Here is a 14,987-nt window from a genome sequence, read left to right as displayed (position 1 = left end):
GCATACCGTCCCCAGCCACCACATATGGGACGTTCTGGAGATCAAACGCTTCCTGAATCCATTAAAATCCTTTTAGCGTGAAATACCCTTCTATCGTGTGCCGCGCCACCTCCTTGTTTTGCTTTGCACTGATATAACCGCCCTGATGGACGATAAATTTCCCTTTTAGGTAATTGCCCCCCGCCTTGCCCATCTCTTCAATCGTGATGGAACCCGCACAGTCGGCATAGCCTCGATCCTTATCGTAATTATAACTATTCAGTGCATACGTATCATTGCCCTCTTTGAAAACCGCCGACAGGATGGTCGGATATTTGGGTATAGGGTCTACCTGGTAGTGCCAGGGGTGGCTACCGACCTCGCCCTGCCACTCAATGATAAAAAGTTTAAGCACTTCTCTTTCCTCCAGTAAACCCAACTGGTAAAAGCTTGGCCCGACCTTAATAAAATTAACCTTCTTTTCGGATTGCCAGGGTTTGTTATCAATCCGGTAATGCAATCCCTCGTCCGGCAGAACGGTCAGGTTCGCAATCAGCAGGTATTGGCCGGTGAATGTGCCATCCGGGTCCGTCAGCTCCACACTTACGCTTGCTTCCGTTGGTTTATCGACCCGGCCGGGCGCTTTATACGTCGCCCCCGACCCGCTGCCAATTACTTCGCCCGGTCCACCCACCTGCCAGGCCGCGCCTTTTCCGCTGTTCTTAATGTATTTAGCATCCAGCGGTTTCGCATCCCGCTTCATCAGGACTTTGCTGGAGGTTTTGAACGGGTCGCTGGACGACGTTGAATAGGAAACTACCTGCAAGCCAAGCTCCTCCCCCGCCACCACCGATCCGCGCGTCGGAATTAGTTTAAACCAGTGTGCCAGCGTCCAGTCGCTGAAATGGGTGGTCGTAACGCTCACGGTTTTGGCGGTTTGATTCACCACCGGATTTTCGGCCAAATACCAGAATCCTTTTTCATCCTGAAAAGCTAGCCCCAGGCCCAAAACCGCGCCCACTTCTTCTTCCCGGTCAGCATAGGAAAACTGAATGGTGACCGGTTTGACAAACTGGGTTCCGTGCGGTAACAGGCGCATACTGGTGCCCAGGCCAGCGGGGGCGGTTTTTTCAACAGCCTGCATCGAACAAACCGTATTGGCACTAACTGCACCCGCCGGTACGATCAGTTTCAGGGATTTGTCCGGCGATGTGAATTCGCCCCCTGCCGGGGTAATGGTAAACGAGGTTTGTGCCCCTCTGGGCTCGCCCAAGGGTAGAGCAACCGGATTTTCTATTTCATCGGAATCAGTGTCGGGGTCCAGGGCCGTTTTTCGGCAAGACGATAAGGAAACTACCAGTGCCCAGACCAGTAGTACGTACCATTTAATCTTCACGGGTGTCGTATTTGTCGTTGAAAAATAAAGCGGCTGCCAACCGCTTTTACCCCGTAAAAGTGGCTGCCAACCGCCAAAACCGTAGCGTAATTTATTTATTCCGACACCAGCCTTATCTGAATCGCGGTCTCCTTATGTCAACCGATCGACGCCGTTTTACTCACTCCGCAACGTTTTGACCGGATTCGCCAGGGCGGCTTTGATGCTTTGAAAACTGACGGTTAACAGCGCAACCAAAACCGCCAGTACGCCAGCCAGGGCAAAAACCCACCAGGAAACATCAATCTTATAGGCAAAATCATCCAGCCATTGGCGCACGGCATACCAGGCAATCGGCGAGGCAAGGACAATGGCAATCAGCACCAGTTTCAGGAAGTCTTTCGATAGGAGCGCCACAATACTGAGGACCGACGCTCCCAGTACTTTCCGAACGCCGATCTCTTTGGCCCGTTGTGCAATGGTGTACGATGACAGACCGAATAACCCCAGCGACGCAATCAGGACCGCGAGGAACGAAAAGAAGGTCGTGATTTCACCAAAGACCTGATCGTCATGGTATTGTTGGTTAAACCGATCATCCATGAAAGCATACGAGAAGTCGTTGCCGGGGAAAAACTCCTGGAATTTTTGTTGTACCTGATCGATCGTTTTCGCCAGATCGGTCGTCGTGACTTTGAAGGAATAAAAACCGCCATTGGTGTAAAACGGCTGAAAAACAATCGGTTCGATCGGGTGCCGCAGCGACTGCTGGTGAAAATCGCTCACCACCCCGACAATCTCCCACGCCCGGCCAAACAGCATAAATTTCTGTCCCACCGCCGAAACCGCATCCTTCAGCCCCAATAACCGGACGGCCGAGAGGTTGATCACCGCATTGACAACCTTGCTGCCGTTTGGGTTGGAGTCGGTCGGTAGAAAATTCCGGCCCGCCAGCAGCTTGATCTGGTAGGTGTCAAAAAAGTCGAGGTCAACGCCCATCCGGCTCACGGTAACGCCCTTTTCTTCGTTGGAACCGACTCGCTTCACGTTGAATGTTCGCGGCAACCGGTTGCCCGGCAAATTGACCGACGCCGTGGCGGCTTTGACACCGGCCAGCCGTTTCACCTCGGTTTTAAAGCTGTTGATTCGATCGATGGACGTGGAATCCCAGCGGGTCAGCCCCGGGCCGGAGACAATCAGCATCTGTTCCATGTTGAACCCCAGGTTTTCTTTCCGCATGTAGTCGATCTGCCGGAACACAATAAACGTTCCGATAATCAGCACCACCGAGGCCGTATATTGGAAAACCACCAGCGATTTCCGCACCCAGATGCCCTTCGCTGACCGTTTAAAACTTCCTTTTAACACCTGAATGGCCTGAAAAGCCGAGAGCGTGAACGCCGGGTAAAAACCGGACAGAAAAATTCCCACCGCAAATACGCCCACCAACGCCAGTGTCATCAGGTTACCGCCGTAACCCTGGCCCGCCAGCACCGCCAGCGACAACGGCCTACCAACCAGTTGATTCAAAACGGGTTGCAAGGCCATCGTGAACAGCAGTGCCAAAACGAACGCGAATCCATTAAGCAATACCGACTCCGCCAGGAACTGCCCGATCAGTTGCCCCGAGGTGGCCCCGACCACTTTCCGCACGCCCACTTCTTTGGCCCGCTCCAGCGACCGCGCCGTAGCCAGGTTGATGTAGTTCACCCAGGCAATGAGCAAGATAAAAACCGCAATGATCAGCATTGTCCAGACCGCCTTGCCGTTGTTGACCACGCCGATTTCGTATTCATAATCGGAGTACAGATGCGCCTTCCGGAGCGGTTGCAGGTAGAACTTCTCCACACTGCCCGACACCTTATCGCCCTTGAAATACCGCTCGCTGAAGGCCGGAAATTTCTGTTCCAGCCGGTCCGCATCCACCGGAGCACCGGACTGTCCCGGTTTCAGTTTCAAGTAGTGCCACATATCCGATCCGTCCCAACTGGTTTTGACCCAGTCGCCCCACAACCGGACCAGGGTTTCGTACGAAACCAGCGCCCCGAATTGGAGGTGCGAAGCCGCCGGAACGTCTTTCAGGATGCCCGTAATCCGGTACGGTTCGGTGTCCAGATCGATGTACAGCGACTGCCCGAGCAGGCTGGCGTAGTCTTCCGGCTGGGTACCGAAAATCCGTTGGGCGTTGCTCTCCGACAAGACCAGGCTATTCGGGGCCTTCATCGCGGTTTTCGGATCGCCCACCAGCAGCGGAAAGGTGAAAAACGTCAGGAAATGGTCATCCACAAAAAAGAGTTGTTGTTCCTGAAAAATCGATTTATCCCTCCGCAAACTGACCGTCCCGCCATTCGCCAGTGTGGTATAGGCCTCTACTTCTGGATACTCCTTCGCCATCGTTTTGCCGATGGTCGGGTAGGTAATCGTGCCGTGCTGAATGAGTTTTCCGCGCTGAAACCGGTCATTGGTCACACGGTAAATCCGGTCGGCATCTTTGTGAAACTGATCGAAATTCAGCTCAAAGCTGACGTATTCCAGGATCATCAGACAGGCCGTCATCCCGACCACCAGGCCCAGGATGTTGACCAGCGAAAAAAACCGCTGCTTCCACAGGTTGCGAAAAGCGATTTTGAGATAGTTGCGAATCATAAGCGGGTGAAGGGGTGAGAGTTGTTGATAGTAATCTTCTTCATGAGGTCGTCGGCGCACCAGCGGAGGCAGGACCGACAGCACATTCAGGATATACCGCAGCGTGGCCGTTTTTTTTCCGGCTCGATTACACCAATAGGCGTACAATTCTTCCAGATCGCCTTCGACTTCTTCCAGCGTTTCGTACGGATGCAGACGCCTTAAGAGCCAATGTGCCCAGCGGGGCGGCTGATCCGGTTTTTCAGGACGGTTTTCCAGAGCGCTCATAAACCGCTTATTTTTAACGCATTCGGCACCAGTTGCCAGAGCTGGTTGCGCAGTTCCTGAATATCCTGCAAGGCCCTGCTGCCCAGGGCCGTTACGTTAAAAAGCCGCTTGCGCCTTCCCCCCCGCTCAGCGGTGGCGCCCCCCAGTTCGGAACGGACGAACCCTTTTTCTTCCAGCCGAATGAGCGTGTTGTGTACGGTGCCAAACGTAACCAGTCGGCCGGTATGCTCTTCCAGCGCCTGGCTGACCGTAACCCCGTAGGCTTCCCCGTCCAGAATGGCAACCATCAGCAAAACAACCTCTTCAAACTCGCCTAAATACGTACGACGCATAAGATTCAGGATTAGTCTCTATTTTATCGTACAAATCCTTTGCCAAAGCATACAAAACTGCTCCAACGGCTCCAATAGCCTATTTTCCATAAATATACCGAAGCAATGTTGTCCGCAAATGGACAGCATTTGTCCCGCAGTGGACACCGGTTTCGCACAACTCCCGGGAAGAGTCCGCGAAGATTTCTGCGGATCGCTGTGCAACCTTTTCCGACAACCCGTGTCGTTAGTGCGTCTTTAAAATCCCCTCACCTAAACAACAAATACGCATGAAATCGCTGCTACTAACCCTGATCGCGTTTGCGATGAGTACAGGGCTTCTCCTGGCTCAGCAAACCAGGATTTCCGGTCTGTTACTCGATTCAACGGCCAACAAACCCGTTGAATTTGCGACGGTGGCGCTACTCAAAGAAGGGAAAATCATTGCAGGGACAACGGCCGACGCCCACGGAAAATTCGTCTTTACCAAGGTTAGTGCGGGGGTTTATGGTATTCAGATCTCGTTCATGGGGTACCAGCCGAAAACCGTCAGCCCGGTCACGGTTGCCAGCGGGCAGGAGGTGGAAGTGGGCGTCATTAAACTGTCACCGACCGTACAGAAATTGGCCGAAGTGACGGTGACGGAACAGAAATCACTGTTTGAAGAAAAAGCCGACCGCATGATCTACAACGCCGAAAAAGACATTAGCGTTAAAGGCGGTGACGCCACCGACGTGCTGAAGAAAATTCCGTCGGTGGCCGTCGATATTGAAGGGAATGTCCAGCTCAGGGGTAGTTCCAACATCAAGGTGCTGATCAACAACAAACCGTCCAGCATTGTCGCCCGCAGCGTTTCGGATGCCCTGAAACAAATCCCGGCCGATATCATCAAGCAGGTCGAAGTGATCACCTCCCCTTCCGCCAAATACGACGCCGAAGGCTCGGCGGGAATCATCAACATTATCACCAAGAAAAATACCCTGCAGGGCACCAGCGGCTCGGTGAGCCCGAATTTCGGCCAATGGAATAACTGGCAGAACGCCACCCTCAGCCACCGGATGAAAAGTCTGAGCATTTCTGCCAATGGCGGTTTCAGCGACTGGAGAAACAAACGGCTCATCGATCTGCTGCGGTCGTACACGAACGAAGGAGTAGTCACGAATCAGTTTCAGCCGCAGCGGGTAAACGGGAAAGGCCGCAATGTTTACGGCAACCTGACTGTCGATTGGGACATCGACTCCCTGAATCGGCTCGGCGCCGGTCTGAACTATTACGATGGTCGCAACACCAATGGTTTTGACATCCATTTTGAAGAAAGCAGCCAGGGCGTCATCAATCAGTATTTTCACCGCGACATGAGCCGCACCTACGACTGGGCCGGGGCCACCCTGAACCTGGATTACACCCGCCTGTTTAAGAAGCCCAAAAAGGAGCTCAACATTTTGATGATGTATTCATTTGAAGGCGAGGACAGTGACTACTGGTCTAATTTGTCGAACCGCTCGAACGCGATTTATTACCGCGAAAAAAGCTACAACATCAGCAACAACAAAGAAGGAACCATCCAACTCGATTTTACGAATCCGCTGGATAGCATCAGCACGCTCGAACTGGGTACCAAAACCATCTTCCGCCAGATTCTGAGCGATTACCGGATTGCCAGTGCGGTTGACGGCTCAACCTCTTTTACGGACTTGCCGGCTCTTGCCAATGTGTTCGATTACGCGCAACAGGTCGCTTCGGCCTATGTTGTGTATAGCCGTACACCGAAGAAAAACTGGGGCATTAACCTGGGTGCCCGGTACGAGCATACATTCATTCAGGCCAATTTCCTGAACGGAACCGCCCCGTTTTCAAACCAGTACGGCAATTTTATTCCGAACGTCAGCCTGTCTCGCCGATTGAAAAAAGAACAGCAAATCCGGTTAAGTTATTCACAGCGGATCCAGCGACCGCAGTTTTATTACCTCAATCCGTACGTCAATCAGGCCGATTCGAAAAACCTGTACGGCGGTAATCCGTACCTGAAACCGGAATTGACGCATTCCATTGAAGGAAACTACAGCGTCTCGATCAAGCAAACGAGCCTGAACGCGTCGGTTTTTCTGCGGCAGACCAACAACGCCATCGAAAGCATCAATACGGTTGACAGTGCGGGTGTTTTGAAGCAGATTTTCCAGAATGTTGCGCAGAACTCGGCCTACGGTGCCACCCTGAGCGCCAATACGAAGCTCACTAAAAAATGGTCGGTGAATGGCTCACTGAATGTTTTTTACAACGTGCTGGAGAGCGCCGAACTGAAGGCCCGCAACGAAGACTGGATGTACCGGATCAACCTGAATTCAACCATTGATTTCGGGAAAGGCATCAAGGCGCAGCTTTTCGGTTTTTACAATTCGGCCCGCGTCAACCTGCAGGGCAAGTACGGCGGTTTTGGTTTTTACAACATCGTGCTGCAAAAAGAAATCCTGAAGAAGAAAGGCACCATCGGGTTTGGCTACGACAATCCGTTCAACGAAACCATTCGGTGGCGCAACGATTTCGTCGGCCCCAATTTTGTCCAAACGCAGCATGTCGCCATGTACCGCCGGGGCTGGCGGATCAACCTGAAATACGAATTCGGAAAAATGACCAACACCCAGCGCCAGAAGAAACGGATCAGCAACGACGACCAGAAAGCGGGCGACGGCAACCATTAAGCCGTAGACCGGAAGCCGTATGATGGGCACAAAAAAGCCCGAAACCGCTGTGTTTCGGGCTTTCTGACGGGACATTTTTGACTACTTATTAATCATTACCTTGACCGCTTTCTGAACGTCTTCGCCTTTCAGGGCGCAGAAATACATCCCGGCGACGACATCCTGCAAGGTGACTTTGACTTCGTATTTTCCAATGTTGTGGTGTTTTCGGGCCACGAGTGTCTGCAAGATCCGGCCCTGTGCATCCACCAGATCGATCCCGGCATTACCCGCCGAAAGCAGTTGGTACCGTACCACGATTTCCGTGGTGGCCGGATTGGGCGTCACCATCAGTTGTTCCGTCCCCAATACATCATCCGGAGTCGCTAAACCCACAGTTTGGATGCCGGTCGCATCTGTCGGTTTCGTTGCTGCGGTTGCGTACGGATCAATCATCACCGGTTTTTTGAACTCGATTTTCTTTTGTACATCGTTCTTGCAATATCGTTGCTCCGCCCGCACAAACGCCCGGACCGGGGCCTGAATCGATAAGGCGTTACTGATATTGCTGCCAAATTTTTTGAAAATATCCTGCTGAATGGACTCGCCGGTGTCCACAATCCGGATTACCCCTTCCTGCTCCGTGGAGGCAAAAGAAAACAGCGGAACCGGCACACCCGCCGTTACGGCCCCTACCTCGACCGTCTGCGGAACCATCCCGAACTGGTGAACCGCCACCCCTTCCATCGACCCTAAGGACGACGCTCCTTTGGACACAAATAACTCATTATCAAATACAAAATCATTCCAGTTACCGTTGATGTTGGTAATTTCCAGTTTCGAGTCTCGACCGGTACCTGCTTCGGGTTTGGTAAACCCGTTCGGTGTCACAATACTGAACTGCCCCGTCACCAGCCGGTGCGTATTCGAAACCGACGGCACATACCAGGCGGTAATCCGCTGGCTGGTTTTATCGTACGTCAATCGAAAATCAACCGTCTGATCTTTAACATTTTTCTCGTTACACTGCGCCACGGCAAGGGTGGCACTCAGGCAGCCACACCCAATGGTAATTAAAACACTTCGCAGCATTCCTGTCAGGCTAGTAGTCGTTTTCATAGCGTCTTCTTCGGTGCGCTCCAGAATTATGGTGTACAAACATATCTCTTTAGAAGGTTTTACGTCCCGAAAGTCACGCATAATGACCTTAAAGTGATGGAATAGCTGGCTTTACACCTTGGGAAGTGCCCAAGTGCCGTGGTAATGCGCTTTGGCCAGCTCGGCGGCTTTTCCGTTATCGACCACCTGGTTTTTGCTGGCATCCCAGACCACTTTCTGGCCGGTTCGGTACGCAATATTGCCCAGATGGGCGTGCAGCGCCACATCCCGCCCGATTTCGACGGAACAATTGGGCTTCTGCCGGTTTCGGACGCAGGTAACAAAATTCAGGGTGTGATTGTCCAGATCCCGGCCGCTTCCGAATTTTGGCGGCTGGGCCGGAACCAGGTAATTACCGGCCTCCACTTCCGGAAAAACTTCCCACTTCGCGCGGTCGATCACCACGGTGCCCAGGTTTCCGATGAACGCCACGCCATGTTCGCGGTCGAAAGGCCCCCGGCCGGTGCCGAGCGATTGTTCCCACAGGATCGTAAAATTACCGTAATCATATACCACCTGCATCGTGTCGGGCGTTTCGCTGGCGTGATCGGGAAAACCGTATTTCCCGCCCAGGGCGACGACGGATTTGGGAGCCGAAACGTTCATCCCCGCCAGGGCAATGTCAATCATATGGGCACCCCAATCGGTCATCAGACCGCCCGCATAGTCCCAGAAATAACGAAAGCTGCGGTGAAAGCGATTCGGGTTAAAAGGCCGTTTGGGAGCCGGTCCCAGCCACATATCATAATCAACACCCGCCGGAACCGGGGCATCGGGTTGCACCGGAAACGTTTTGCCGTACGGCATAAACGCCCAGGTGCGCACCGACCGAATGCGCCCGATCTTGCCGGAACGCACAAAGTCCAGCGCGTCGTTCCAGTGCGGACCACTCCGCTGCCACTGCCCGACCTGCACGATGCGGTTGTGCTTCCGGGCGGCTTCGACCATCAGGTTGCATTCTTCGATGGAATTGGCCAGCGGTTTTTCCACGTATACGTCTTTTCCGGCTTGGCAGGCGTAGACGGTTTGCAGACAATGCCAGTGGTCGGGCGTGCCGATAATCACCGCGTTGATCTCCTTATTTTCCAGCAACTTCCGAAAGTCGCTATACAAAACCGGTTTCTTGCCGGTCATCTTTTCCAGTTCCCCGGCGCGTTTGTTAAGCACATTGCTATCGATATCGCACAGGGCCACACAGCGAACGCCGGGATGTTTGAGCATCGAGTTGAGATCCGACCAGCCCATGCTGTTGCAGCCAATCAGCCCCACCACGACCTCGTCGGACGGGGCGGTTTTGGACTCAGAACCCAGCAAATCGGTCGGAAGCGCCGTGGTCAGCCCCAGACCGGTGGCAAACTGGGACGATTGCCGGAGAAATTTTCGGCGGGAAGTTGTCATGAAGAGTCAGGAATAGTGAACCAGCAAATTAGTACAATCCCAACGAATCCTGGTAATTTTCCGGCGACTTTTGCAAACAAATCACCCCCGGAACAGCCTGCAGTCAGACCGGCTCGCCGAAATCCTGACCGGTTCCATAGCAATCGGAGCACAAACAGCGTTATAGGAGTTTATGGCTGAGGGTTTCGGGCAACCAGTCGTGTCGCACAACCGGCCTTTAACCGATTGCGGAGGATTTTAGGACTACGTTTTCAGCCGCTTTCCCAACGGTTACCCGGAATAAAGGACGGTTTTTCCCGGTATCTGGCCGTTTATCCAAATCTCCGCAGCCAGCGCAATGAAACTGATTCAGAAATTGTTACTATTCTACGGCACAAACCCCTAATTTTGCAGAACTTTATAGAAACATCCGCTTAATTGACATTCGAATGATTAACCTCATAACCAAGAGCATTACCAAACTCTTCGGCACCAAGTCGGAACGGGATATCCGCGAACTGCTCCCGTACGTCGAAAAGGTGAACGCCGAGTTTCAAAAATTACAGTCTCTCTCCAACGACGAACTCCGGAATGTAACGGCGGAACTGAAGCAAATCATTGCGCAACGGTTACAGCCTATCGATACGCAGCTTAGCGATCTTCAAAAGCAGGTTACCGACCAGCCCGATATGGATGTGGATGCCAAACAGCGCATCTTCAACCAGATCGACAAGCTCGATACCGACCGGAACAAGGAACTGGAAGTGGTTTTGCTCGATATTCTGCCGCAGGCGTTTGCCGTCGTGAAAGAAACGGCCAAACGGTTCAAGGAGAACGACCAGCTGGAAGTAACGGCAACGGACTTCGACCGCGAATTTGCCGTTCGGAAGAAACATATTACGATCAACGGTGATAAGGCTTATTGGGCCAATAGCTGGGATGCCGCCGGGACGATGATCAAATGGGACATGGTCCACTACGATGTTCAGATCATCGGGGGTACGGTTTTGCACCAGGGGAAAATTTCGGAAATGGCCACCGGGGAAGGAAAAACGCTGGTTGCGACCTTCCCGGCTTATCTGAATGCGCTGGCCGGTCGTGGGGTTCATATCGTCACGGTCAACGATTACCTGGCCAAGCGTGACTCCGAGTGGATGGCTCCGCTGTTTGAGTTTCACGGCCTGCGCGTCGATTGCATCGATAAACACCAGCCCAACTCGTTCTCGCGGAAACAGGCGTACCTGGCCGATATTACCTACGGGACCAACAACGAATTTGGCTTCGATTACCTGCGCGACAACATGGCCCGCAGCATCGATGAACTGGTGCAACGCAAGCACCACTACGCGATGGTCGATGAGGTCGATTCCGTGCTGATCGACGACGCCCGGACGCCGTTGATTATTTCGGGGCCTGTTCCGCGCGGTGACGAACAGGAATTTGCCGAACTGAAACCCCGCGTGGCCCGCGTCGCCGAAGTACAGCGGAAACTGGTGCAGGACCTGCTGAACGAAGCCAAAAAGAAAATTGCCGCCGGTGATGAGAAAGAAGGTGGGCTGGCTCTCTTCCGCGCCCACCGGGGTCTGCCGAAATACAAGCCGCTGATCAAATACCTCAGCGAAACCGGTATCAAGGCGATCATGCAGAAAACCGAGTCGGTTTACCTGGCGGAAAACCAGAAATTGATGCCCGAAGCCGACAAACCGTTGTATTTTACGATCGACGAACGGCACAACAGTATCGACCTGACCGAAAAAGGAATCGACTACATTACCGGTTCCGGCGAAGATCCGAACTTCTTCATTCTGCCCGACCTGTCGATTGACATGAATGCCATCGACAAAAACCCGGACCTGGATGAAAAAGAAAGGATTCTGCGGAAAGAAAACCTGATCCGGGATTATTCGGTGAAAACCCAGCGGATCAATACCGTCAACCAGTTGCTGAAAGCCTACACGCTGTTCGAAATCAACGTCGATTACGTCATCATGGATGGCAAAATCAAGATTGTCGACGAGCAGACGGGCCGGATCATGGAAGGCCGCCGGTGGTCCGACGGTTTGCACCAGGCCGTGGAAGCCAAGGAAGGCGTGAAGGTGGAAGATGCGACGCAAACCTACGCGACCGTTACGCTCCAGAACTACTTCCGGATGTATCATAAGCTGGCCGGGATGACCGGTACGGCCGAAACCGAAGCGTCAGAATTCTGGACGATCTACAAACTGGATGTGGTGGTGATTCCGACCAACCGAAACATCATCCGGAAAGACGAGGAAGACAAGGTTTACCGTTCGGTGCGGGAGAAATACAATGCCGTGGTCGATGAGATCGTGAGTCTGGTGGAGAAAGGCCGCCCGGTGCTGGTGGGTACGACCTCGGTTGAAAACTCGGAATTGCTGAGCCGGATGCTGTCGCTGCGCAAAATTGCGCACCAGGTCCTGAATGCCAAGCAACACCAGCGGGAGGCCGAAATTGTGGCCGAAGCCGGAAAACCGGGTACGGTGACGATTGCGACGAACATGGCTGGCCGGGGTACGGACATCAAGCTGACGCCCGAATCGAAGGCGGCAGGCGGTCTGGCCATTGTCGGTACGGAACGGCACGAATCCCGGCGCGTCGACCGCCAGTTGCGCGGTCGGTCGGGTCGGCAGGGTGACCCCGGTACGACGCAGTTCTTTGTTTCGCTGGAAGACAGCCTGATGCGGTTATTCGGTTCCGACCGGATTGCCAAAGTGATGGACCGCATGGGGCTGGAAGAAGGCGAAGTCATTCAGCACTCGATGATTACAAAGTCGATCGAACGGGCGCAGAAGAAAGTCGAAGAAAACAACTTCGGGATTCGGAAACGACTGCTGGAATACGACGACGTGATGAACTACCAGCGCGAGGCCATTTACAAACGCCGTCGGAACGCGCTGTTTGGCGACCGGCTGGCGCTCGACATTGCCAACACGATGTATGACGTCTGCGAAGACCTGGTCAATAACAACGAAGGCAATTACGATGAATTTACGCTGCAAACACTGACAGCCCTCGGTTTCGAGACCACCATCAGCCGGGAGGAGTTCAGCCGCCTGAAACCCAAGGATCGGGCCCAGAAACTCTACGAAGAAGCCGACCGGAATTACCACGCGAAAAACAATGCGATCCGGGAGAAATCCGCGCCGATTCTGCAATCCATTCTGGCCGAACGGGGCGCGACCATTCAGGATATCGTGGTGCCCTTCTCCGACGGCCTGCGCGAACTGACGGTGGTGAGCAACCTCCGCAAAACCGTCGAAACCGAAGGCCGCGAACTGATTACGGAAATGGAAAAAGCCGTTTCGCTGTCGATCATCGATCAGGAGTGGAAAGAGCACCTGCGCGAAATGGACGACCTGAAACAGTCGGTACAGAATGCGGTTTTCGAACAGAAAGACCCGTTGCTGGTCTACAAATTCGAGTCGGTCGAACTGTTCAAGCGGTTTTTGAGCAAGGTCAATTTCGATACGATCAGTTTCCTGACCAAAACCGACATTCCGGGCCAGGAAGCCGAAGAAGTACAACAGGAAGTCCGGCAGGCTCCGGCGCAACGTCGCCCGGAACCGCAGCCCGAGCTGCATACCAACAAGGAAGACCACGACGAACCCGTTGCCGGTGGACCGCAGGAATACGCCCGCAAGATGGCCACGGCCGAAAAGCAGGCGCCGGTTCGGTCGGTCAAAGTGGCCAACCGCAACGAGAAGGTGAACGTGCAGTATATGGACGGCACCATCAAGCGGGATGTCAAATACAAAGTGGTCGAAAACGACATCCAGAGCGGCCGGGCGGTGTTGATTGATTAACCGTTTTGGGGTACGGTTTTCCGGTTAGGCAGCTAACCCATTGGCGAAGCCTCTTAACCAGAAAACCGTACCCTCTAAACCGACTCCCGCCGGGACGCCGGTAGCATGGAATCGCGGCAGCTGGATTCTGACCGGAAAACGGTTGCGGCCCCCCGCAGCAGGAAATCGAACTGGCCGGCGACACCCTGGCGGGTTATCTTCTCAAGATCACGCTCCCGCTACGACCAGGCGGTTGATTTACTTCCTTAAGACAATATAATGGTCGGTCTGCCTTATATTTGTCAGCGAAATCAGGTAACTACCATTAATTCATAAAGAAAGAAAGATTTTGTAGTATTGTTCCAATTTTCAATACTACACTTTCCCGGAAATACTTAATTTTCGGCGTGGAAACCACTTGGCTGGTTCCTTTCTTTCATTCCGTATGATGTATATTCATGCAGTTAGCCATTACCTTCCCAGCGAAGTAATTGGTAACGAACACTTTACCAAGCTCAATGGGTTATCGAGCGAATGGATTATCGAACGTACGGGTATTCGCGAGCGTCGCAAAGCAGCTCCTGACGAAAATACAAATACCATGGCGCTGGAAGCAGTCCGGCGTCTGTTCGACCAAGTAGCGATTGAACCTTCTCAGATAGATCTCATCGTCGGCGCCACCTATACGCCTTACGACACCATTGTTACGCTGGCGCATGTCGTACAGCATAACCTGGGCGTTCCGGATATTCCGGTGATCTCCGTTTCGACGGCCTGCTCGTCGCTGATCAACGCCGTGGAAGTCGTGGAAGGTTATTTTGCGATGAATAAAGCGTCGCTGGCGGTGGTGGTGGTCTCGGAGCATAACACGGCCTATAACAACGAACAGGACACGGTTTCGGGCCATCTCTGGGGCGATGGCGCTTCGGCCCTGCTCATCTCGAAAGAACGGCTCAGCGACGACGACATGACGATCCATACGATCATCACCGGCGGTGCAGCCACCAGCGGGAAAGCCACAACCGGTGTAATGCTAAAACCGCTGGAACAGGGTGTTATCATGCCCCACGGACGGGATGTGTTTATCAATGCCTGCCAGTACATGCCCAAAGTGAGCCTGCAGGTGTTAGCAAAACACAACCTGACCATTGACGATGTGGATTATCTGATTCCGCACCAGGCCAATCTGCGCATCAGCCTGAACGTGATCAACACCCTGAAACTGCCGGAATCGAAACTGCTTTCCAACATTCAGAAACTCGGCAATACGGGTTGCGCCGGCTGCGCCATCGCCTTATCTGAAAACCGGGCCATCTTCCGGAAAGGGCAGAACATTGTCCTGACGGTTTTTGGGGGCGGGTATTCGTTCGGCGCCATGCTCGTTGAAGCCTAA

At 53.3% G+C, this 14,987-nt stretch carries 8 protein-coding genes; 3 read left to right on the top strand and 5 right to left on the bottom strand.

What is annotated here, in order from left to right:
- Positions 1-61 precede the first annotated feature (61 nt).
- The 3 genes from ACFPMF_RS11580 to ACFPMF_RS11570 all read right to left on the bottom strand — a co-directional run bounded on the left by ACFPMF_RS11580 (position 62) and on the right by ACFPMF_RS11570 (position 4,599).
- Positions 62-1,252 carry a hypothetical protein gene (locus ACFPMF_RS11580; protein ID WP_379844755.1) on the bottom strand — a complete coding sequence of 397 codons (1,191 nt, stop codon included), beginning with the start codon at positions 1,250-1,252 and terminating at the stop codon, positions 62-64.
- Positions 1,253-1,531: 279 nt separating this feature from the next.
- A complete protein-coding gene (locus tag ACFPMF_RS11575; protein WP_379844753.1) occupies positions 1,532-4,267 on the bottom strand; it encodes an ABC transporter permease in 2,736 nt (911 codons plus the stop codon).
- Positions 4,264-4,599 carry a PadR family transcriptional regulator gene (locus tag ACFPMF_RS11570; protein WP_379844751.1) on the bottom strand — a complete coding sequence of 112 codons (336 nt, stop codon included), beginning with the start codon at positions 4,597-4,599 and terminating at the stop codon, positions 4,264-4,266. Before ACFPMF_RS11570 ends, ACFPMF_RS11575 begins: the two co-directional genes overlap by 4 nt.
- A 269-nt stretch (positions 4,600-4,868) precedes the next feature.
- On the opposite strand from ACFPMF_RS11570, the gene ACFPMF_RS11565 reads away from it, so the two are divergent.
- Complete coding sequence (locus ACFPMF_RS11565) at positions 4,869-7,277, top strand: TonB-dependent receptor (protein ID WP_379844749.1); 2,409 nt, start codon at positions 4,869-4,871, stop codon at positions 7,275-7,277.
- An 81-nt stretch (positions 7,278-7,358) separates the two neighbouring features.
- Here the strand turns inward: ACFPMF_RS11565 and ACFPMF_RS11560 are convergent, their stop codons facing one another.
- Both ACFPMF_RS11560 and ACFPMF_RS11555 read right to left on the bottom strand, forming a co-directional pair.
- Positions 7,359-8,375, bottom strand: coding sequence for a T9SS type A sorting domain-containing protein (locus ACFPMF_RS11560; RefSeq protein ID WP_379844747.1), 1,017 nt, complete (start codon positions 8,373-8,375; stop codon positions 7,359-7,361).
- A 111-nt stretch (positions 8,376-8,486) separates the two neighbouring features.
- A complete protein-coding gene (locus ACFPMF_RS11555) occupies positions 8,487-9,812 on the bottom strand; it encodes a Gfo/Idh/MocA family protein (protein ID WP_379844744.1) in 1,326 nt (441 codons plus the stop codon).
- 428 nt (positions 9,813-10,240) lie between these two features.
- Here ACFPMF_RS11555 and secA point away from each other — a divergent pair, with 428 nt between their 5' ends.
- Complete coding sequence (secA, locus tag ACFPMF_RS11550; protein ID WP_379844742.1) at positions 10,241-13,615, top strand: preprotein translocase subunit SecA; 3,375 nt, start codon at positions 10,241-10,243, stop codon at positions 13,613-13,615.
- A gap of 427 nt (positions 13,616-14,042) precedes the next feature.
- Complete coding sequence (locus ACFPMF_RS11545) at positions 14,043-14,987, top strand: 3-oxoacyl-ACP synthase III family protein (RefSeq protein WP_379845880.1); 945 nt, start codon at positions 14,043-14,045, stop codon at positions 14,985-14,987.

Origin of the sequence: Larkinella bovis (genome assembly GCF_042655385.1) — a bacterium.
GTDB classification, from domain to species: domain Bacteria; phylum Bacteroidota; class Bacteroidia; order Cytophagales; family Spirosomataceae; genus Larkinella; species Larkinella bovis.
This window is presented reverse-complemented; position numbering and strand designations above follow the sequence as displayed.